The following is a 21,857-nucleotide window of genomic DNA, read 5'->3' as shown; positions in this document are numbered from 1 at the left end:
GGCCGGCGGCCGACTTCGGCACGGCGGCATGCGGTCAGGCCAGCGTCGACGCCGGCTCCCTCCGCACGACCGCGCCGTCGGCGGCGAGGTCGAAGCCGACCGCACGCACGTTCCGCAGCGTTCCCCACTCCGACTCGAGCGACCCCGCACCGGCGTGCTCGAAGCCCGCGAGGATGCCGAACAGCCCGCCGACGACCGCCTCGGAGACGGCGACCGCCGCGTTCGAGTCGCGGTTGGAGACGCCGCGCTCGGCGACGCGGAAGCGGCCGCCGCCGATCGACTCGACGGCCTGCCCCCACAGCGCGCCCGAGCGGCTGCGGTGGATGCGCGACAGGAACGCCGCCGCGAGGTCGGGTCGGCCGAGCCGCGCGAGCCCGAACGACGTGGAGCCGGGCCATCCGGCGAACGCGCCCGCCGCTCCGTGGTCGGGGCGATCCGAGAACGGCGCGATGGGATCGTCGGGCGAGAGCGCGCGCATCCAATCGCCGTCGAGCAGGTGCTCCTCGACGAACGCGACCATCTCGGCGCGCTGCCGCTCGTCGAGCTCGTCGGCGAGATGGGCGGCCACGAGCTCGAAGTCGAGGCAGTGTCCGATCGGATCGTCGCCCTCGGGGTGCGCGATGCGCCATCGGCCGTCGCCGGCGTACTGGCCGAGCACCGCCGCGGTCAGCCGGTCGGCGTCGTCGCGCAGAGCATGGGCTTCGGATGTCTCGCCGAGCCCCTTGACGAGCGACGCGAGCGAGCGGAGCATCCCCGCATATCCGGCGTTGAACGAGACCACGGCGTCGCGGTAGTTGGGCACGCACTCGAGGAGCTCCCACGCGTCGCGGCCGAGGTCGACGAGGACACCCGCGTCGCCCTCGCGGAACGACACCCGGTCGGTGCGCGCCCGCCCGGCCATCTCGCGCAAGTGGTCGAGCACCGACCGGCCGCGCACCGATTCATCGAGGACGGAGCGGTCGCCCGTGATCCCGACGTAGTGCTCGACGATCGTGAAGAGCGCGTGGTCGTTGGCCGAGTAGTGGTTGCCGACGGGGGTGAGCGAACGGGTGTCGAACGAATGCGACGACTCGTACGGCTGGCCGAGCGCGGCGACGATCCAGGCGCGCACGCCCGCCGGTTCGAGCATCGCGCCGATCCGCGCCCACTCCGACTGGTCCCAGTAGAACGTCGTCGTCGCGCCGAGGCGCGGCCCGCCCGTGAGGAACACCGGCCCGATCGGGCTCACGCCCGTGTTGCGCAGGTAGAGCACCAGGAGGATGCCGTAGTAGTAGCCGAGCTCGAGGCCCTCGTCGGGCGACTCGAACACCGGCAGGTATCCCGAATGGTCGGGGTTGCCCGGCGTGAACGCGTTCGCCCACAGGCGACGCCACGACTCGGCGATCGACGCGAAGCGCGCCTCGAACCGCCGTGCGGCCCAGTCGGCGCGGCGGAGCACCTGCTCCTCGTCGTCGCCGAACTCGAGCACGACGCCGAGGTCGACGCGCTCGCCCGGAGCAAGACGCACACTCCACGTCGCGACGCCGCGCTGGCCCGCGACCTCGATGCGGTCGGGGCGGCGCGAGAACGCGAACGCCGACCGAGCGGGGGAAGCGGAGTCCACCACGACCACCGCTCCGCCCCGCTCGGACGCCGTCCACCGCGTGCCCGCACGCCAATCGGACGTGCGGGCGACCTCGACGCCGTCGACCTCAAGCGCCGCACCGCTGCTCGAGACCGACGCCGACACCCGGTACCGCCTGCCGGGCTCGAGGTGGCGCGTCGAACGCATCGGCTCGCCGCCGACGCGCGCCACGAGGCATCCGGCTACGATCGCGAACTGGAGCGAGTCGGGGTGGTTGCCGTGCGTCAGCAGCACGCCGTCGGCGCTGTCGCGCAGCCGGACCTCGAACGTCAATCGGCCGCCGTCGCCGAGCGCGACCGCCGGAAGCCGCAGCTCGTCGTCGGGCGCGTCGACCCGCCACGGCCCGTCGAATCGCGTCGGCCCCGCGGTCGCGCTCGCGGTGCCGACGTCGCCGACGTCGCCCGTCTGCGCCTCGACCCACGCGAACTCGGCGAGCACAGCCGACGGCCGCACCCGCGAAGGCGAGTCCTGCGAGACATGCGCGGGCAACGCCGTCTCGAGGAGCATCGGGGCGTCCTCCTCGTCGCGCTGGATGCCGGGCACCCGCGGTCTCCCGAGCCGGATGTGCCGCGGGTCGTCCGCGACGAGATGGGACTGGCGGGTCGCGTCGCTCACGGCGTCGGCGCGCACGCGCTCGATCGCGTAGTAGTCGTGGCGATGCCCGTCGTTCCACGGCACCCCGTGCAGCCAGCCCCAGTCGACGTCGCTGTGCGCGATGGGCGCGAGGAGTTCGAGGGAGAGCTCGACCTCGCACGAGGCATCCGTCTCGTTCGTCGCCGAAACACGCTGGAACGCGTCCGTCGCCTCGTAGCCGAGCCGTGTGTCGGTCTCGACGAGCACCCCGCCGACGGTCGCCCGACGACGGACGCCCCACGGCGCCCAGTTGAAGGATTCCGCTTCGGGAATGGACCCGTCGACGCGCAGCACGCCCGTGCGGTAGCCGCCCGCGTACGGCGGCACCGCGAGCCACGAGATCGAGGTGAGATCGGCGTTGACGTGCGCCTGCCCCCACTGATTGCGAAGCGAATGCAGGTGGGCGAGGTCTGCGGCGTCGACCCATTCTGCGGAGAGCCGATCGAGCGAGGGCACTCCGGAAGGCAGCACGGTCATCCCTTCGACGCTCCCGACATGAGGCCGTGGATGAACTCGCGCTGCGTCACGAGGTACCCGACGACGGGGATGATCGCGGCGAGGAACATGATGCCGAAGAGCTGCCCGTAGTCGGTCGAGTAAGTGCCGAGCGACTGGTAGATGCCCGTCGTGATCGTCTGCCCCTGCAGCGGGCCGAGGATGAAGAGCGGGTTCAGGAAGTCGTTCCACACCCACAGTCCGAGGAAGATGCCGACGGTCGCCGTCGCGGGCCGCACGAGGGGCATGACGATCGTCCACCAGATGCGCAGTTCACCCGCGCCGTCGACGCGCGCGGCCTCGATGACCTCGCGCGGCACGGTCCGCAGGAACCCGACGTAGACGAATACCGCGAACGACATATACCCGCCGCCGATGTTCGAGAGGATGAGCCCCGGATAGCTGTTCTGCAGCCCGACGGCGTGCAGCAGACTCACGATGGGCTGGAGCACGACCTGCGGCGGCACCATGAGTCCGAGCGCGAAGACGGCGAGCAGGATGCCTCGCAGCACGGGCGTGCGCTCGGAGATCCAGAAGCTCACGGCCGACGCGAGCGGGATGAGCAGCACGAGCGTGAGCAGCGTGACGACGACCGAGTTGAGCAGGCCCGCCTGCACGAGGTGGTCGGGGCGGTCGAGCGCTGTGACGATGTTGTCGAGCGTGAACGGCGCAGGGAGGCCGAGCGGGTTCGCGAGGATCTGCTCCTGGCTCTTGAATGCGCTCGACAGGGCGAGGTAGATCGGCAGCACGAACGCGAGCGTCACGAGCCAGGCCGCGAGCAAGCGCCCGCCGTTGCGTGCCCGGCGCCGGGCCGAGCCGCGCGCGCCGACCGCGCGCACGCCGCGCGTCGGCGCGGGGTCTTCGAACGTCCTGGCGATGACGGTCGCCTCGCTCGCACTCGGGTCCGTGGAAGCGGCGGAAGCGGCGGAAGCGGCGGAAGCGGCGGATGCCACGGTGGTCTCGGTGCTCACAGGTGCGCCTCCCGTCGGCGAAGGAGTCCGGTGGTGCCGTAGGCGATGACCGCCGTGAGGCCCAGGAGGAAGATGGCGATCGCGCTCGCGTAGCCGAAGCGGTTGCTCGTGAACGCGACGTCGATGAGGTAGAAGGCGACCGACTTCGTCGAGTTCGCGGGGCCGCCGCCGGTCAGCACGGCGATGACGTCGTAGAGCTTCAGGGTCGTGATGAGCCCGAGGGTGACGCTGATCGTCACGCCCGGCGCGATCATCGGGAACGTGACGTTGCGGAAGCGGCTGAACGCCCCGGCGCCGTCGACGCGGGCGGCCTCGTACAGCTCGGCCGGCACCGACTGCAGCGACGCCGTGTAGACCACCGTCGAGAACGCGATCGTCATCCAGCTCACGACGACGCAGATCGAGAGCGTCGCGAGCTCGGGCGTCCCGATCCACGACACGGCCGCGTCGGTGAGGCCGAGGTTCTGCAGGGTGACGTTGAGGAGGCCGTTCTGGGTCAGGATGCTCCGCCAGATGAAGGCGACGATGACGCCCGAGAGCACCTGGGGGATGAACACGAGGGTGCGCATGGCTCGGTAGTTCAGGGTCGAACGGTTGAGGAGCATCGCGAACATGAGCCCGAACGCGTTGGCGACGATCGTCACGAACACGACGACGACGAGCGTGAACCCGAGGCTCCGGAGGAGTCGCTGGTCTTGGAAGAGCTCGAGGTAGTTCGCGAACCCGACGAACGAGCTCGCGGGCTTCAGCGGATTGCGGTCGGTGAAGCTCGTGATGACGCTCTGGATGATCGGATAGATGAGGAACGCGACGTACAGCGCGATCGCGATCCACGCGAGCGGTGCGAGCCCGATCCCGCGGCGGCCGAGACGGAGCGGGCCGCCGGTCCGCCGCGGAGCGGCGAGCTGGGTGGACATGGGGATCCTTTCGGACGGGGTGTGGTGGCGGCTGCGCCGCGGGGGCGGATGAGACATCCGGCCCCGCGGCGCCGCCCGGGTGAAGCGGGTGGGAGCGCCTACTTGCCGGTCGCCGCGTCCCAGTCGGCGTCGAGCTGGGCGAGCTGGCCTGCGACGTCGGTGTTCGAGAAGAACGACTGCGAGAGCGCGTAGAACAGGTCGTTGATGCCCGGCGCGAGCGCGTCGTCGTTGTTGACCCAGCCGAACGACGACACCTTCGTGTTGTCGGCGGTGACGAGGGAGTACGTGTCGGTGTAGAGGTCGCTCACGGTCACGCCGAAGTCCTCGAGGGTGAGGTTCTTCATCATCGGGTAGGCGCCGTCGGTCTCGACGAGGACCGCGAGGTTCTGCGGGTCGAGCGACCAGGCCTGCGCGAACTTCGTCGCGTTCTCGACGTTCTTCGAGTTCGCGCTCACCGACGTCGTGCCGCCGATGTTGAACGGGATGACGACCTTGCCGTCGTCGGTCGGCCACGGGAAGGCGCCGATGTTCGCGGCCTGCTCGGGCGTGAGGTAGCTCGACCCCGTGAACCAGCTGCCCATGGGGTACATGCCGCTCTTGCCGTCGATGAAGTTCTGGTTCGCGGTTGCGAAGTCGACGCTGAGGGCGGCCGGGTCGTACGCGCCCTGCTGCACGAGGTCGACGGCCTTCTGCATCGCATCGGCGAACAGCGGGTCGGCGAAGCTCACCTTGCCGTCGTAGCGCTTCTGGATCCAATCGGGGTCCTGACCGAGCACGTCGGCGCTCGCGAGGCCGACGAGCGACATGCTGCCGGCCCACGGCTCGGCGCCCGCCATCTCGATCGGCGTGACGCCCGCAGCCTTGAGCTTCGCGACGACGTCTTCGAACTCGGACCACGTCGTCGGCACCTCGATGCCGTTGTCGGCGAAGATCTGCTTGTTGTAGAAGACGAGCGGGATGACCTGCGAGTTCGTCGGCGGGATGTAGGTCTGGCCGTCGATGTCGTTGCCGTGCGGCTGGAGGAAGTTCTCCTCGAGCCAGGACCGGTCGAACGGCTGGAGGAGTCCGGCCTCGAGGAAGTCCTTGGGGTTGATCGACGACAGGATGTCGGGGAACTGCCCGCTCGCCTGCAGCTGCTTCGCGTAGGCGTTTCGGTCGGCGTCGGGGCTCACGATCTTGTCGACCTTCACGCCCGGCAGGCCTGCCAGTGCGTTGTCGATCGAGGTGTCCCAGAACGCGGCGTCGAGCGCCGGGGTCTCGAACACCATGAACGTGAGGGCGTCGCCGGCTGCGTCGGTCGGCTCGCTGGTCGAGCACGCGCTCAGCGCGACGGCGGCTCCTGCCGCGAGTGCGACGGCCGAGACGAGGCGCGATCGCTTCATGTTCATCCTCCTTGATGAGCGTTGCCGGATGCTTCGACCCGGCGTCTTCGGTGTGGCGGGGTGCCGACCGGTCCGATGTCTCGAACGATTCGGTCCGGTTCCCGAGTTCGTGGTGCTGTGGGGTTCCACGTCTCTCGGTGCGATTATTCCCAAACGATTGACGTATTAGTGGCGAAGGTAGTTCGAGAAACATCGGATGTCAAGGGAAGGGTGCCGAGGCGCACAAGATCGTGATGCGGAACGTCGGATCATGCGTGTTCGTGCGTGCGAGCGGGGTCGCCGGATCAGCCCGAGATGAGCAGCGACGACGGCCGCGGCGACAGCGTCGCGTCGAGCACGAGACTCGCGGCGCCGATCGCCGCGACATCTTCGCCCGCGGCTGCCGGCGCCAGGCGCACCTCGTGGTGGGTCACCCGATCGGGCGAACCCGCGACCTCGGCGCGGATGACGTCGAACACGAACGGCTCGATCCGCCGCCAGTACGGCCCGCCGAACACGATCTCGTCGACGTCGAGGAGGTTCACGAGCGACACGAGCGACGAGCCGATGAACCCGCCCGCCCGGTGCAGCACGCGAAGCGCGCCCTCGTCGTGCGCGCGAGCCAGTGCGAGCAAGGCGTCGAACGAGGCATCCTGAGCCTGGACGACACCCTCGTCGACCGCCTGCTCGACGAGGTACTGCGGCGTCGCGAGGTGGCCGAGCTGCTCACTTCGGCGAACCCGTGGGAGACCCTCGCGGCGCACGACGAGCGTGCCGCCCTCGCCCGCGTTCCCGGTCGATCCGCGCAGCACCTCACGGTCGAGCACGAGCCCGATGCCGATGCCCGTGCCGAGGTAGAAGAACGCGAAATCCCGCAGTTGCTCGTCGCCCACCCAGAGCTCGGCGACCGCGGCCGCGTTGACGTCCTTCTCGAGCAGCACGGGCAGCCCGGTCGCCGCAGCGAGCGCGTCCCGCAACGGCACGTCCCGCCAGCCCTCGAGGAGCGGCGGGTCGAGTACGAGCCCGCGCTCGGCGTCGATCGGGCCGGGCGACGCGATGCCGATGCCGAGGACGGCGTCGCGGTCGACCCCCGACTCGGCGAGGAGCGCGTCGATCGCCTCGGCCATCCCGTCCACGACCGCGCCCGGGTCGGCCGGCGGCGGCGTGACCGAGCGGCTGTGCGCGACCACCTCCCCGCCGAGGTCGAGGAGCACGTACGTCACGACGGCGGGATCGAGGTGCACGCCGACGGCGAACCGACTCGTCGGGATGAGCCTGAGCAGGGTCGGCGGCTTGCCGCGGCCCTGGATGTACGTACCGGCCTCTTCGATGAGCCCGTCGTCGAGGAGCCTCCGCGACACGTTCGACAGGGTCTGCGACGACAGGCCCGTCGCCGTCGCGAGGTCTGCGCGGCTGATGCCCTCGGGGGTGCGGCGGATGACGTCGAGCACGACGGTCTGGTTGAACGTGCCGACGGCCGGCAGGTTCGTTCCGCGTCGCATTCACCCTCGATTCATCCGATGTGTTGCGTCGAGCGTAGCGCGCGAATCGTCGGATGCCGCGGGGTCGCCGCGTCAGGCGGCCCCGACCCGCTCGGGGTGCAGGATGCCGTCGAGCCATCCGAACGCCCTCGCGTAATACAGCTGGCGCGCGCCGACCTCGCAGTGCTGGCCCGCGCCCTCCGCGACCGTGAACTCGAGGTACGCCTTGGGGCACGTGAGCGCTCCGTAGAGGTCTGGCGCGGTCGTCGTGATGGGGTCGTTCTCGGCGCGGCACACGAGCGTGGGGCACCGGATCTGCTCGGCGTAGCCGACGAGCGTGTATCGACGGGTGTCGCGGAAGTAGTCGGCGTACGTGTCGGCGCCGTTCACGTAGAGGCCGCGGCGGAGCGTCCAGCCTGCGGTCGGCTGTTTCGCGAGGTGCTCGACCATCCGCAGGACCGCGTCGGTCTCGATCTTCTCGACGAGGCCCGTTCCGTCGGGGAAGTCGTCGCGGACGCCCTTCGGCAGGTGACCGGCCGCGGCGAGCGCCATGTCGTAGAACCCGGAGTCGGAGATGCACGCCGCGAGCCGGTGCTCACCGCTCGCGGCCCGCGGCGCGAGGTAGCCGCCGAGGCTCAGGCCGACGAGGGCGATGCGGTCGGGATCGACCGTCGGCTGATCGAGGAGCCAATCGACGACGGGCGCGACGACGTGCTCCCAATCGGGGCGGAGGGTGAGCCCCTGCTCGACGAGCACCGACCCCTGCCCGGGCCCTTCGAACGCGAGCACGTCGTACCCGCGCGCGAGGGCCGCGGCGGCGTTGAAGGAGTAGAGTTCCTCGACCGTGCCGTCGTAGCCGTTGACGAGGATGATCGTCGGACGGCGCATCCCGTCGTCGGCGACTCGGTAGTGGTAGCCCGGCATCGTGATGCCCTCGAACGGGATCTCGACCGGTTCGACGGGCGTCGTGAAGTGCGCGATCGCCCGCCGGAATGCGTCGCGCTGCCGCTCGATGCTGTCGACGAGCCGCGGATCGACGGGCTTCGCGAGGAACACCGAGCCGGCGCTGCGGAAGTACGTCGACGCCCGCAAGAACGCGAGCCGCGCCGTCTCGCGCTGCCCGCTCCGCTCGGCGTCCTCGGCGAGCGCGTACGCCCGCTCGGCGGCCGCCTGCCACTCGTCGTGCCAACTCGTGAGGTCGTCGGCGCGCACGCGTCGTGCGATCTGCGTGCATTCGACCAGGTCGGCGCCGCCGAAGAGGGCAGTGGATGCCGCGCGCAGCGTCTGCGCGTCGAAGAACTCGTTGTCGACCGCGAACCGCGTCGCAGATGCGTCCGTCATGCGTCGAATCTACGACGATTCCTCATGTTCTCGGGCTCCGGGTCGGCCGGCTCCGACTCGAGTCCATGCAGTGCGGAACGGAATGGACGACGCGAGGCACAGCACGATGACGAACGACCCGGCGAGGATCGCGGCCCACAGCCCGCGCGGCTCCGAGAGCGCGAGCGCCCGCCCCCCGATCATCGGGACGGTGAGCGCGACGCCCGCTGCGATCACGAGCGCCACGAGCGCGCCGACGATCCGCGCCCAGACCGCACCACGACCCGAGAGGGCGAATCCGCCCGCGATCGCCGCGACGGCGACTCCGACCGCTCCGCCCCCGAGTCCCTGGGTGAGGAAGTCGACGAGCGCGCCCGGCAACGCGAGCGGGACGACGGCGAACGCGAGCGGCGCGAGCCCGAGCCACCGCCAATGCCGGCGCCCGCCTCGCCGCCGGATCGCCTCGGCGAGTCCGAGCAGCGCGCCGACCACGACACCCGGGAGCAGGATCGCGACGAACGTCCCCACCCAGTCGAAGCGCGATGCAGGTCCCGCGATGAGCATCATGTAGGCCCGGAACCCCGACGCCCACGCGAGGCCGCAGACCGCCCCCACCGCGATCGCCGACGCAAAGGCCGGCGGCGGGTCGCCTCGAACACCGCCGTCTCGCGCGAGCGATGCCTCCGACTCGGCCACCATGACCGGAGCCTACGCCCGCGTGCCCGTCCCGGCTTCCGTGCTGGCACGGAGCCGAGACCTAGGATCGGAGCACGGCCCCGAGCGGCGGTCGTAGTCGACGACGCACGGGGAGGGGCGAGGCCGATGGCGGCGGAGGCACCGGGCACGCAAGCGGGGTCGCAGACGCTCAGCCGAGGCATCCGCGTGCTCGAAGCCCTCGCCGCGGCCGACCGGAACCTGTCGATCGACGAGGTCGCGGCAGCCCTCGGCGTGCACCGCTCGGTCGCGTACCGGCTCGTGCGCACGCTCGAGGACCACGGGCTCGTCGCGCGTGATGCGGCGGGGCGGCTCGCGCTCGGCGCAGGCCTCGCGGCCCTCGCCGCAGGAGTCTCGCGCGACCTGCAGCAGATCGTGCTGCCCGAACTCAACGAGGTCGCGAACGAGCTCGGCATGACGGCGCTCCTCGCCGTGCTCCTCGACGGCGACGAGGCCGTGACGCTCGCGAGCGCGTCGCCGCGCCGGTCGGCTGCGGTCGTCTCGTACCGGCCGGGGCACCGCCATCCCATTACCAGGGGCGGGCCCGGCAAGGCGATCCTGCTCGGGATTCCGGATGCCTCGTGGCCGGCCGACGTGGCCGACGGGCTGCGTGCGGAGATCGCCGAGAGTCGTGCCCGCGGCTACGCCGTGAGCCACGACGAGGTCGTGCCGTCGCTCCGCTCGGTCGCCGTGCCGCTCACCCTGCCCGGACAGCCGCCCGCGGCGCTCGCGGTCATCCACGTGTCGTTCCCGCAGCCCGAAGCCGAGATCGCGGCGCGGCTGCAGGCGGCGGCGGGAAGCATCCGGCGTCTCTCCGGGGCATGACGCGACGTGCACGGCCGCCGTGCGCTCAGCGGGCGGATGCCTCCGCCGCCACCCGCTGCGGCAGCAGCGCGCCGCGGAAGAACGCCGCGAGCTCGTCGGTCGCGGTGAGCGGGAGGACGTGCGCGACGTAGTGGTCGGGCCGCACGACGACGATCGCGCCGTCGCGCGAGATGCCGCGCTCCCCGAAGATGTCGACGCCCGGGTCGGTCGCGAAGACGTGCCACGTGTCGACGAGATCGAACGGTCCGACGCGCGGCAGGAACACCGGCGGCACCACGGCGAGGTCGACGCCCGTGTGCGGCTGCTGGTACACGACCTTGACGTCGAAGACCGACCCGCGCTCCGCGCCATCGGGCGTGTGCACGTTGATCGGCGATTCGGGCGAGTCATCCAGCCAGGTCGCGAAGTCGACGAGCGCGGATGCCTCGGCGCCCGTGCCTGCGGCCGCGGCGTCGGCGAACGCGTAGATGCGCCAGCGCCCGTCGGCGCGGTGCTCGTGCCCGAGGTGCACCGGGTTCGCGTCGCACACGCGGACGACGGGCGCCGACTTGAACCGCTTGCCGAGCGGGAACCCCGTCGCGAGCTCCTGGCGGGCGTCGCCCGACACGATCATCGACGGCGCGTACTCGGTCATGAACCCGCCGGGAACTCGGCCGTGCGCACGTAGAAGTCCTCGAGCTCGCTCGGATCGGCGAACTCCTCGGGCTTCTTCGCCATGAGCGTCGACCACTGCTTGTCGAAGTCGATGAGGTCTTTCGCGACGACCTGGCGTTCGGCCGAATAGGTCGCGAGCAGCGACTCGGGCGCGCGACCGTCGAGCACGTGGCCGAGCTTCCAGCCGATGTTCCAGCCGTCCTGCATCGACACGTTCATGCCCTGCCCGGCCTTCGCGCTGTGCGTGTGGCACGCGTCGCCCGTGATGAACACGCGCGGCGTGCGGGTGCCGAGGGCGTCGAGCGAGACGTCGTCGAAGCGGTCGGTGAGCCGGTGGCCGACCTCGTAGACGCTGTGCCACGGCACGTGCTTCACGTCGAGCGTGTACGGGTGCAAGATCTCGTTCGCCTTCGCGATGATCTGCTCGAGCGTCGTCTGCCGCACGGCGCCGTTGTCGTTCTCGGCGACCTCGCCGAGGTCGACGTACATGCGGAAGAGGTGCCCGCCCTCGCGCGGGATGAGCAGGATGTTGCCCGCCTCCGACTGGATGGAGCATTTCGTGCGGATGTCGGGGAAGTCGGTCACCGCGAGCGTGTCCATGACGCCCCACGCGTGATTGGCCTGGTCGCCCGCGAGCGTGCAGCCGATCGCGGCGCGCACGGCGCTGCGGGCGCCGTCGGCGCCGACCACGTACTTCGCGCGGATCGTGCGGTCGGTGCCGTCTTCCCGCTTGAGTCGCACGAGCACCGGATGTCCCACGCTGTCGCCCTCCGCGACCTCGAGCCCGACGAACTCCCACCCGTAGTCGGGGTGAGGCGAGCGGGGGAGTTCGCGGCGAACTCGGCGAAGTAGTCGAGCACGCGCGCCTGGTTGACGATGAGATGCGGGAACTCGCTGATCCCGGCGGGATCGTCGAGCGTGCGGGCCGCGCGGTGGATGCGGGAGGGGTCGTCGGGGTCGGGCTTCCAGAACGCCATCTCGGTGATGCGGTAGGCCTCGGCGATGATGCGCTCGGCGAAGCCGAACGCCTGGAACGTCTCGACGCTGCGCGCCTGGATGCCGTCGGCCTGTCCGATCACGAGCCGGCCCGGCCGGCGTTCGACGAGTCGCGTGACGACGTTCGGGAACTGCGCGAGCTGCGCCGCCGCGACCATTCCCGCGGGGCCCGAGCCCACGATGAGCACGTCGACCTCGTCGGGCAGTTCGGCGGGGCGGTCGATGCCGACGCCCGCGGCGGGCTCGACCCGCGGGTCGCCCGACACGTAGCCGTGGTGGTGGAACTGCTGCACGAGGTGCTCCTCACATCGTTGTGCGGACTTCCCGACGTTCTATTATCGAACTTGGGATTCTCATATCGTGCGCCGAGTGTACCCGCGGAAGCGCGGTGCCGACAAGGTTGCCGCGGCCGAGACATCCGCGCATCATTGCCGTGAGCAATGCTCATCACTTCGTGAGTTGAGGGGTAGGGACCATGGCGGACCCGTTCGCGATCCTGCTGATCCATTTCAAGGGCGACACCGCCCAGCCGTTCCAGCGATCGTGGTACGAGGAGCTCTTCAGCGAGAAGGGCAAAGGCCAGATGCTCCTCTACGACTGGTTCCTCGACGTCTCGCACGGGCGCGCCGACCTCACCGGCACGAAGGTGTTCGGCTGGTACGAGCTCGACCTCAAGATGGCCGACTACACGGGCAGCGGCGCGAGCCCGGCCGCCCGCCAGGCGCAGCAGGACTTCCTCGCCCTCTGCAAGCAGAAGGCGCGCGACGAAGGCGTAGCCCTCGATGACTACCGCGGAGTCGTCGTCGTGCTCAACACCGGGCGCGACCTCTTCGGCGGTCCGGCCGGCGCCGTCGGCGGCGACGACGGGCAGGACCTCGATGTCTCAGGACTCTCACCCGCGTTCATGGAACAGGAGATGACCCACGTCTTCGGGCTCGACCACTCGAAGCGCGCCGACATGCCCGACGTCGAGTACGGCGACTGGTGGGACGCCATGAGCAACCTCACGCCGTACCTCACGCCGAGTCCGACCCGCACCAACCGCAGCGTGCGGGGCGACGCCGTCTACCCCATCGGGCCCGGCCTCAACGCCGCCAACATGCTCGCGCTCGGATGGTTCGACGAAACCCGACTGTGGAAGCAATCGGGTGAGCGGTTCTCCGAGACCGTCGTGCTGCGGCCGCTCCACCGCCTCGACCTCGGCGGCTGGCTCGCCGCGCAGCTCGACGACCTCGTCGTCGAGTTCCGCGTGCCCGACCGGTGGGACGCCGGCATCCCCGGCCCCGCCGTGCTCGTGCACTACTTCGAGGGCAAGAGCTCGTGGCAGGTCGCCGACGGCAGCGGCCGGCTCGGCTGGGGAGTCGGCAGCAGCCTTCGGCCGGCGGATGCTCCGGGCGACGCCGGCGGTGTCGAGTTCGGCTACGGCGACATCACCGTCACCGCGATCGACCCCGTCGGCCTCACCGCGACCGTGCAACTCGACCGGAGCCCCGCCAAAGTGCCGCAGTACTTCCCCGAATGGTGGCCGACGCGCAAGCGCTGGATCGAGGCGGGCGTCGTCGAGATCGGGTCGTTCTTCGGCACCGGCGTCGAGATCGGTGTCGGCCTCGGAGTCGGAGTCGGCGGGGACGGCGGGGTGCTGTTCACGACCGCGGGCGACGAGACCGTGCTGCACTCGCCGAACTTCGAGATCCCGAAGGTCGGCCTGCGCGTCGACGCAGCGCGACTCGCGGTCGACCTACAGCAGGACTTCGAGATCTGAGCGTCACCCCGCGAGCAGCGCCCGCTCCGAGACATCCGCCTCACGCTCGTCGAACTTCGGAAGTCCGAGGTGATCGCGCAACGTCGTGCCCTCGTACTCGCGGCGGAAGACGCCGCGCCGCTGCAGCTCTGGCACGACGTGGTCGACGAAGATCTCGGCGCCCGACGGGAACGCGTCGGGCATGATGTTGAACCCGTCGCCCGCGCCCGCGAGGAACCACTGCTCGAGCGTGTCGGCGATCTGCTCGGGCGTGCCGACCGCGAGGCGGTGTCCGCTGCGGATGCGCTTGACCAGCTGTCGCGGCGTGAGGTTCTCGCGGCGCGCGAGCGAGAGCTGCGCCTCGAGGAAGCCATGACTCGTGCGGAACGAGTCGTCGGGCTTCGGGAACTTGTCCCACGGGAGGGGCGAATCGAGGTCGAGCTCACGCGCGTCGATGCCGAGCCGGCCCGAGATCTGCGCGTACTCCTGGTCGAACGAGAGATGCGAGTCGAGCTCGTCCCAGCGGCGCTGCGCCTCTTCCTCGGTCGAGCCGATGACGGTCGAGAGGCCGGGCAGGAGGCGCACGTGGTCGGGGTTCCGTCCGAAGCCGGCGGCGCGGGCACGGATGTCGCGGGCGAACGCGATCGCGTCTTCGAGGGTCGTCTGCGCGGTGAAGATCGCGTCGGCCCAGCGTGCGCCGAGGTTCTTGCCGCCTTCGGATGCCCCGGCCTGCACGATCACCGGACGGCCCTGCGGCGTGCGGGGGAGCGTGCCGGCGCCCTCGACCGAGAAGAACTCGCCCTCGTGGTCGATCGGCAGCACCGCATCGGGGGCTCGGTCGATGAGGCCGTCTTCGCCGAGACGCGTCGCCTCCGGCGACCACGACCCCCACAGCCTCGTCACGACGTCGATGAACTCGTCGGCGCGCCGGTAGCGGTCGGAGTGGAATGCCGCACCCGTCTGCCCGAAGTTCCGCGCGGCGGCGTCGCCCGCCGTCGTCACGGCGTTCCAGCCCGCCCGGCCGCCGCTGATGTGGTCGACCGACGCGATGCGGCGCGCGAGGTTGTACGGGTGGTTGTACGACGTCGACGCCGTCGCGATGACGCCGATGCGCTCGGTCGCAGCCGCGACCGCGGTGAGCAGCACGATCGGGTCGAGCTTGCCGCCGCCCGCGCGGCCGCCCTGGTATGCGGGGCCGTCGGCGAGGAAGATGCCGTCGAGCTTGCCGCGCTCCGAGATCTTGGCGATGTTCACGAAGTACTCGACGTCGGTCGTCGCCGTCGGCGGCACCTCGTGGAGGTGGGCGGCGGCCGAGTGGCCGCCGAGTCCGAGGATGTTCATGCCGAGGCTCATCTGGCGGGGGCGTGGGTGGTCATGGTCGTGCACCTTCCGTGGGAATGACGGATGTCTCGTGCGGCTGACCTCCGGCCGCGGCCCGGGTCATCCGCCCACATCGTCCTCCAGACGCACGCACGCCGCTTTGTCGGCGCAATGACACGTAAAAAACCCGGACATATCTCGTAAGCACCCTACATATTCAGTAATCTCCACCGCACAACCTCGATTCCGGGCCACCGTGGTGCTCACGCGAATCGGCGACCATCACCGATGCCGACCCCCGACCACGAGCACGACTCGAGAAGGAGACCCCATGTCCAGGCCCTCCACGCGCGGAAGACGCGTGCTGACCACGGCGGCGATCGCAGTCGCGGCCACCGCACTGCTCGCCTCCTGCGCCTCCGCAGGCGGTGCAGCACCCACCGCTGCGCCCGCAAGCAGCGAACCCGTCGAGGGCGGCACGCTCCGCCTGTCGATCTCGGCCGAACCCGGCTGCCTCGACTCGCACTCGATCTCCGCGACCCAGCAGGCGCTGCTCGGCCGGCTGATCTACGACAACCTGGTCACGCTCGACCGCGACGGGAACCTGGCTCCCTACCTCGCCGAATCGTGGGACATCTCCGAGGACGGTAAGACGTACACCTTCCACCTGCGCGATGACGTCACGTTCAGCGACGGGTCCCCATGGAACGCCGAGGCCCTCGGCCTGAACTTCGAGCACATGCGCGACCCTGCGACCAAGTCGCCGCTCGCAGCCGCCTACATCGCCCCGTACGTCGACGGCACCGTCATCGACGAGTACACCTTCGAGGCCCACCTGGCCTACGCGTACACGCCCTTCCTCTACGGACTGGCACAGTCGTGGGTTGCGATCACCTCGGGCAAGGCGATCCAGGAGTCGCCTGAGACGCTCTGCCAGAACCCGATCGGCTCAGGCCCGTTCGTGCTCGACGACTACAAGCCCGGTCAGAGCATCAGCTACGTGAAGCGCGAGGGCTACCACTGGGCCCCCGAGTGGCTCGGGTACGAGGGCGAAGCGCACCTCGATCGCATCGACTTCACGGTCGTGCCCGAAGAAGTCATCCGATACGAGTCACTCGTGAGCGGGCAGTACGACTTGACCGAGGCGCTCCCGCCCCAGAACGCGGCCGCCATCCAGGCGAACCCCGACTTCGTCTACGAGAACCTCATCCGCACCGGCAGCCCGAGCGTGCTCCACTTCAACACCTCGCGCGCGCCGTTCGACGACATCCGGGTGCGCAAGGCGTTCGTCGCCGCCGTCAACCGCGACGCGATCGCGAACGCGATCGGGTTCGGCACCTACAACGTGAAGGACAACTACCTCTCGTCCAAGACCGTGTACTACGACCCCACGACGGAGGGGAAGCTCGTCTACGACCCCAAGGCCGCGGCGAAACTCCTCGACCAGGCCGGGTGGACCGAGCGCGACGCCGACGGGTTCCGCACCAAGGACGGCACCCGCCTGCAGGTCGTCGTCCCGACGACGCAGTCCGCCACGCCGAGCCCGCTGCTCGTGCAGCTCCAGGGCGAGGTCAAGAAGGTCGGCATCGATCTCGTCATCGACCAGGTCCCGCAGGCGCAGCTCTCCGAGCGACGCTACGCCGGCGACTACGACGCGTTGAGCGGCGTCTGGCACACGAACACGCCCGACATCCTCTTCATCCGCTACCACTCGAGCGAGATCACGGGCGAGCGGATCGGTCAGAACTCGTCGTACCTGAAGGACGCCGAACTCGACGAGCTGCTGCAGAAGACGCGTGAGACACCCGACGGCCCCGAGGCTGCAAAGGCGTACTCGGCCGTGCAGCACCGGCTCCTCGAACTCGTCCCGGGCCTCCCGCTCTACGAGAACCAGAGCCAGTGGGCGTACTCGAAGCGGGTCAAGGGGATCGAAGTCGACACGTCGCACCCGATCCCGGTCTTCACCAACGCCTGGATCGAAGACTGACATGTTCGCCCTCCGCCGGATCGGACTGCGACTCCTCCTCGGGGTGGCCGTCCTGTGGGGTGCCGCGACGCTCACGTTCGTGGCCGTGTTCATCATCCCCGGCGACACCGCATTGCTGATCCTGGGTGGGCCGGACGCCCGGCCCACCCAGGAGGCGATCGCCCAGGTGCGCGCCGACTACCTCCTCGACCAGCCGTTCATCGTCCAGTACTTCCACTACCTCGGGAATCTGCTCCAGGGCGATCTCGGCCAGTCGTACCGGCTCCGCATCCCCGTCGCCGAGGCCATCGGTCAGCAACTCCCGTCGACGGCGGCACTCGCGGGCTTCGCAGCGCTGCTCGCGATCACGCTTACCGTGGCGGTCGCCCTCGCAAGCGCCCAGCGGCGGCCCTGGATCCGCGCGATCGTCTCGTCGGCGGAAGTGTTCCTCGCCTCCGTCCCGAGCTTCGTCGTCGGGTTCGCCCTCCTGATCCTGTTCGCCTTCACCTGGAAACTCCTGCCGTCCAGCGGCACGGCCGGGTTCCCGTCGCTCATCCTCCCGGCGGCGACGCTCGCCCTGATCCTGTTCGGCCCGTTGTCGCAAGTGCTCCGCAACGAGCTCGAAGAAGTCTTGGAGCAGCCGTTCGTCCTCACCGCACGCGCGAGGGGGCTCAGCGACTTCGCGGTCCGGATCCGCCACGCACTCCGCCACGCGGCGATCCCGACCGTGACGATGTCCGGATTCATCGTCGGCGGACTCCTCGGCGGATCCGTCATCACCGAGACCCTCTTCTCCCGCCAGGGGATCGGCGGGCTCATGCTCGCGTCGGTCTACAACAAGGACCTTCCGGTGATCCTCGGCGTCGTGCTGCTCTCGGCGGCCGTCTACGTCGTCGTGAACCTCCTCGTCGACCTCCTCTACACGTCCATCGACCCCAGGGTGGTGACCGCATGACTGCGGAAGGCACGATCGCCTCGATCACCGAGGCCCCCGGCAAGTCCGGCTTCCGAGCCGTCACCGACGCGATCTCCCGATCGCGGCTCCGAGGCATCCGACCGGGTGTCGCGCTCTCGTGGGCGTTCATCGCGACGCTCGCCGTCGCCTCGCTCGCGCCGTCGCTCCTCGCACCCGGCGACCCGCTCGAGGTCGATCCGACGCGCACGTTCATCGCGCCAGGCGCCGCCCATTGGTTCGGAACCGACGAGTCGGGCTCCGACGTGTACACCCGCATCGTGCACGGCGCCGGCGCCTCGCTCGTCATCGGCATCACCGCGACCGTGATCGGCCTCCTGATCGGCATCGCCGTCGGCCTGACCGCCGGGCTCGGAAACCGGCTCGTCGAGGCGTCCATCATGCGCGTGCTCGACGTGACGCTCGCGGTGCCCGAACTGCTCCTCGCGCTCGTCGTGATCGGCATCATCGGCGGCGGCACCATCAACGCCATCCTCGCGATCGGCGCCGGAGGCGTCGCCTACTACGCACGCATCGTGCGGGCGCAGACGCACAAGGTGCGGTCGGCGACCTATGTCGAGGCGGCACGGACACTCGGCTTCTCGCGGTCGAAGGTCGTCTTCCGACACGTCCTCCCGAACGCGATCAAACCCGTGCTGATCCTCGCCACCATCGGGATCGGCGGGGCGATCGGCGCCGGCGCTTCGCTCAGCTTCCTCGGCCTCGGCACGCCCCGCCCGCGCCCGAGTGGGGTGCGATGCTCTCGGTCGGCCGCAACTTCATCTCGAACGCACCCTGGCTGATCCTCATCCCGTCCGCGTTCCTGGTGGCGACCGTGCTCTCGATCACGGTCGTCGGGCGTGACCTCCAGCGCCGCTCGGAGGGGCGGGCATGAGCGGGTCGGCCCTGCTCCGCGTCGAGCACTTGGATGTCTCCTTCGGCGCTGCGCATGCCCGCAAACACGTCGTGAAGGATGTCTCGTTCACGGTCGGCCGCGGCGAATGCCTCGCGCTCGTCGGCGAGTCGGGTTCGGGAAAGTCCGTCACCGCGCGGACGCTCATCGGTCTCACGGGGCAAGGGGCGCAGGTGACGGCCGAGCGCCTCGAGTTCGACGGGCACGACCTCAGGCGGTTCTCGGAGCGCGATTGGCGGCGCACGCGCGGCGCGAAGATCGGATTCGTCCTGCAGGACGCGCTCGCCTCGCTCGATGCGCTCCGCAAGGTCGGCGCCGAGATCGCCGAGCCGCTTCGCGCGCACGCGCGTCTGACCCGACGCGAACGGGACGCGGAAGTGCTCCGGCTCCTCGAGCTCGTCGGCGTGCCCGCCCCCGAGGTCCGGGCCGCACAGTACCCGCACCAGTTGTCGGGCGGTCTGCGCCAGCGCGCCCTCATCGCGTCGGCGATCGCCGTCGATCCGCACTTCCTCATCGCCGACGAGCCGACGACCGCGCTCGACGCGACGATCGCAGCACGGATCATCGGGCTGCTCGGCGAACTCAAGGCCGCCGATCGGGGCATGCTGCTCGTGAGCCACGACCTCGCCGTCGTGGCCGCGCTGGCCGACCGGATCGCGGTCATGCGCCAGGGTGAGATCGTCGAGGAGGGACCGGCCGCCGAGGTTCTCGCCGACCCACGGCACCCGTACACGCGAGATCTCCTCGCCGCAGTGCCGTCGCTCCACCCGCGCGGTGCGCGCCTGTCGCGCGGCCCCGTCATCTCCGTCGACCGACTCCGCGCGGTCCGCCGGGACGGCGACGCGGCGAGGGTCGCGGATGTCTCGTCCGAGGTCGCTCCGACGACCGATGCCGGGGCGTCTTCGCCCGTGATCCGTGCCGAGGGTCTCACGAAGAGCTACGTCGGCCCCGACCGGGTCACCCGCACCGTCGTCGACGGCGTGGGGTTCGAGGTCGCCGCCGGGCGCACGCTCGGCATTGTCGGCGAGTCCGGCTCGGGGAAGACGACGACCGCGCGAATCGTGCTGGGCGTCGAGACCGCCGACGCCGGCCGCGTCTTCTGGAAGGGCACCGATTGGACGCTGCTCCCGGCGGATGCGCGCCGAACGGCTCGCCGAAGCCTCCAGGCCGTCTACCAGGATCCCCTCGCCTCGTTCGACCCTCGCTATACCGTCGGCGCCGTCCTCGGCGAGGCGCTCGAAGCCGCGGAGGTTCCCCGCGGATCCGAGCGAGCGGACCAGGCGGCAGCACTCCTCGACCTCGTCCGGTTGCCGACCGAGCTGCTGAGGCGGCGGCCGATCGAGCTCTCGGGCGGCCAGCGTCAGCGTGTGGCGATCGCCCGCGCGCTCGCCGCGAGCCCCGAGGTGCTCGTGTGCGACGAGCCGGTGTCGGCGCTCGACGTCTCCGTTCAGGCGCAAGTGCTCGATCTGCTCGCCGCTCTGCAGGAGGAGCTGGGACTCACCTACCTCTTCATCTCCCACGATCTCTCGGTCGTGCACCACATCAGCGATTCGCTGATCGTGATGAAGGACGGCGTGATCGTCGAACACGGTGACGCCGACGCGGTCTTCGCAGACCCCCGAGATCCGTACACGCGAGAGCTGCTCGCAGCAGTTCCGAGACTCACCACGATCCCGCTGACGAATGGAGTCCTGACGAGATGACCGACACGATCGCCCCGTCCCTCGCGAGCCAGATCCGGTACACACCCGGCTGGGCGAACGACCGAGCAGCATCGCACAAGCAGCGATTCGCCCGAGCGTTCGAGAGCATCGCTTCAGGCGCCGTCGAGCGCGAGCGCTCTCGGCGGCTCCCGTTCGACGAGATCGAGACGCTTCGAGACGCCGGCTTCACCCGTGCGACGCTTCCGGTCGAGCTCGGCGGGGGCGGGGCGAGCGTCACCGAGCTCTTCGAACTGCTCGCTCATCTGGCCCAGCACGATTCGAACCTGGCGCAGATCTTCCGCTCGCACTTCGCACAGGTGGAGCGGCAGTTGCTCGCACCGACGTCGGACCGGCGTTCACGGGTGCTCGAGCGGATCGCGAACGGCGCGATCTACGGCAACGCCTCGCACGAGCGGAGTTCCGCCAAGGTCGGCACCCTCGGCACGCGGATCAGTCGCAGCGGCGACGAGTTCCGTCTCGACGGCGTGAAGTTCTACAGCACGGGGACGCTTTTCGCCGATTGGGTGTCGGTGTCCGCGGTCGACGACGAAGGTGAGTTCGTCGGGGTCGCCGTCGACACATCGGCGGACGGCGTCACCCGGGTCGACGACTGGAACGGGTTCGGTCAGCGCATGACCGGCAGCGGGACGACGACCTTCGAGGGTGTCCGAGTACCCGAGGCCGATCTGGTGCGGCGGGGTGCCAAGGGCGGTCCGGGCCACGGCGGTGCATTCGTGCAACTCGTGCTGCTGGCCGCCCTCGCCGGCATCGGCCGTGCGGTCGTGAGCGATGCGACGGACTTCGTCGCGTCACGGACCCGGGTGTTCAGCCACGGGAGCGCGTCGACGGCGGCAGGCGATCCGATCATCCAGGAGACCCTCGGCGAGCTCAGCGCGCTCGCATTCCAGGCGGACTCAGCGTTGTTCGCCGCGGTTCAGCGCGTGCAGGAGTCGCACGATCTCCAGGCGGCCGGCGCAGACGACGACGCTGTCGCGGCGATCGTGGCGACGGCGGAAGAGACGACCGCTCACGCGCAACTCGTCGTGATCGACGCAGTGCTCGATGCGACGACCCGGCTGTTCGACGTCGGCGGTGCCTCGGCGACCGACACCGCGCGCGCCTTCGACCGTCACTGGCGCAACGCCCGCACGATCGCTTCGCACAATCCGCACCGGAACAAGGCCCGCATCATCGGGGACTTCCTGCTCAACGGCGGTGCGCTCAGCAACACCTGGCAGACCGGCGAATCAGCCGAGTGAGCGTCGGGCCCG

At 70.1% G+C, this 21,857-nt stretch carries 15 protein-coding genes and 1 pseudogene; 7 read left to right on the top strand and 9 right to left on the bottom strand.

All coding sequences use genetic code 11. The features are described from left to right. Positions 1–34 precede the first annotated feature (34 nt). The 7 genes from ET445_RS04225 to ET445_RS04195 form a co-directional block, all read right to left on the bottom strand. Positions 35–2,734, bottom strand: coding sequence for a glucosidase family protein (locus tag ET445_RS04225; RefSeq protein ID WP_129189119.1), 2,700 nt, complete (start codon positions 2,732–2,734; stop codon positions 35–37). Continuing rightward, positions 2,731–3,723, bottom strand: coding sequence for a carbohydrate ABC transporter permease (locus tag ET445_RS04220; protein WP_208008538.1), 993 nt, complete (start codon positions 3,721–3,723; stop codon positions 2,731–2,733). The genes ET445_RS04225 and ET445_RS04220 overlap by 4 nt, the downstream gene beginning before the upstream one ends. Then, complete coding sequence (locus ET445_RS04215; RefSeq protein WP_129189117.1) at positions 3,720–4,640, bottom strand: carbohydrate ABC transporter permease; 921 nt, start codon at positions 4,638–4,640, stop codon at positions 3,720–3,722. The genes ET445_RS04220 and ET445_RS04215 overlap by 4 nt, the downstream gene beginning before the upstream one ends. A 98-nt stretch (positions 4,641–4,738) precedes the next feature. After that, positions 4,739–6,022: an ABC transporter substrate-binding protein gene (locus tag ET445_RS04210; protein WP_129189115.1), complete on the bottom strand. Its 1,284-nt coding sequence runs from the start codon at positions 6,020–6,022 to the stop codon at positions 4,739–4,741. A 284-nt stretch (positions 6,023–6,306) separates the two neighbouring features. Beyond that, positions 6,307–7,503 carry an ROK family transcriptional regulator gene (locus ET445_RS04205; RefSeq protein ID WP_129189113.1) on the bottom strand — a complete coding sequence of 399 codons (1,197 nt, stop codon included), beginning with the start codon at positions 7,501–7,503 and terminating at the stop codon, positions 6,307–6,309. A gap of 72 nt (positions 7,504–7,575) precedes the next feature. Continuing rightward, entirely contained in the window at positions 7,576–8,823 is a 1,248-nt protein-coding gene (locus tag ET445_RS04200; RefSeq protein ID WP_129189111.1) for an alpha/beta hydrolase family protein, read from the bottom strand. Positions 8,824–8,832: 9 nt separating this feature from the next. Further along, positions 8,833–9,501 carry a hypothetical protein gene (locus ET445_RS04195; RefSeq protein WP_129189109.1) on the bottom strand — a complete coding sequence of 223 codons (669 nt, stop codon included), beginning with the start codon at positions 9,499–9,501 and terminating at the stop codon, positions 8,833–8,835. Between the two features lie 123 nt (positions 9,502–9,624). Between ET445_RS04195 and ET445_RS04190 the strand changes: the two genes are divergently transcribed. Continuing rightward, positions 9,625–10,341: an IclR family transcriptional regulator gene (locus ET445_RS04190; RefSeq protein ID WP_129189107.1), complete on the top strand. Its 717-nt coding sequence runs from the start codon at positions 9,625–9,627 to the stop codon at positions 10,339–10,341. A 25-nt stretch (positions 10,342–10,366) separates the two neighbouring features. Here the strand turns inward: ET445_RS04190 and ET445_RS04185 are convergent. Beyond that, positions 10,367–12,284: pseudogene (locus tag ET445_RS04185) on the bottom strand (FAD-binding monooxygenase). Positions 12,285–12,466: 182 nt separating this feature from the next. On the opposite strand from ET445_RS04185, the gene ET445_RS04180 reads away from it, so the two are divergent. After that, complete coding sequence (locus ET445_RS04180) at positions 12,467–13,753, top strand: hypothetical protein (protein ID WP_129189105.1); 1,287 nt, start codon at positions 12,467–12,469, stop codon at positions 13,751–13,753. A 3-nt stretch (positions 13,754–13,756) separates the two neighbouring features. On the opposite strand, the gene ET445_RS04175 is transcribed toward ET445_RS04180, so the two are convergent. Beyond that, positions 13,757–15,073: an LLM class flavin-dependent oxidoreductase gene (locus ET445_RS04175; RefSeq protein WP_243695316.1), complete on the bottom strand. Its 1,317-nt coding sequence runs from the start codon at positions 15,071–15,073 to the stop codon at positions 13,757–13,759. Positions 15,074–15,383: 310 nt separating this feature from the next. Here ET445_RS04175 and ET445_RS04170 point away from each other — a divergent pair, with 310 nt between their 5' ends. The 5 genes from ET445_RS04170 (at position 15,384) to ET445_RS04150 (ending at position 21,845) form a co-directional block, all read left to right on the top strand. Further along, positions 15,384–17,039 carry an ABC transporter substrate-binding protein gene (locus ET445_RS04170; RefSeq protein ID WP_129189101.1) on the top strand — a complete coding sequence of 552 codons (1,656 nt, stop codon included), beginning with the start codon at positions 15,384–15,386 and terminating at the stop codon, positions 17,037–17,039. 1 nt (position 17,040) lies between these two features. Next, entirely contained in the window at positions 17,041–17,973 is a 933-nt protein-coding gene (locus ET445_RS04165) for an ABC transporter permease (RefSeq protein ID WP_129189099.1), read from the top strand. After that, positions 17,970–18,773 (top strand): ABC transporter permease, encoded by an 804-nt coding sequence (locus ET445_RS04160; RefSeq protein ID WP_208008536.1) that lies wholly within the window; start codon positions 17,970–17,972, stop codon positions 18,771–18,773. The genes ET445_RS04165 and ET445_RS04160 overlap by 4 nt, the downstream gene beginning before the upstream one ends. An 88-nt stretch (positions 18,774–18,861) precedes the next feature. Next, entirely contained in the window at positions 18,862–20,586 is a 1,725-nt protein-coding gene (locus ET445_RS04155; protein WP_129189097.1) for a dipeptide ABC transporter ATP-binding protein, read from the top strand. Next, the gene (locus ET445_RS04150; RefSeq protein WP_129189095.1) at positions 20,583–21,845 is read left to right on the top strand and encodes an acyl-CoA dehydrogenase family protein; all 1,263 of its coding nucleotides are present in this window, start codon (positions 20,583–20,585) and stop codon (positions 21,843–21,845) included. The genes ET445_RS04155 and ET445_RS04150 overlap by 4 nt, the downstream gene beginning before the upstream one ends. Positions 21,846–21,857 lie beyond the last annotated feature (12 nt).

This window comes from Agromyces protaetiae, assembly GCF_004135405.1.
Lineage (GTDB): Bacteria > Actinomycetota > Actinomycetes > Actinomycetales > Microbacteriaceae > Agromyces > Agromyces protaetiae.
Note: the sequence above shows the minus strand (reverse complement) of the source record. Positions and strands in the feature narration are given on the sequence as shown.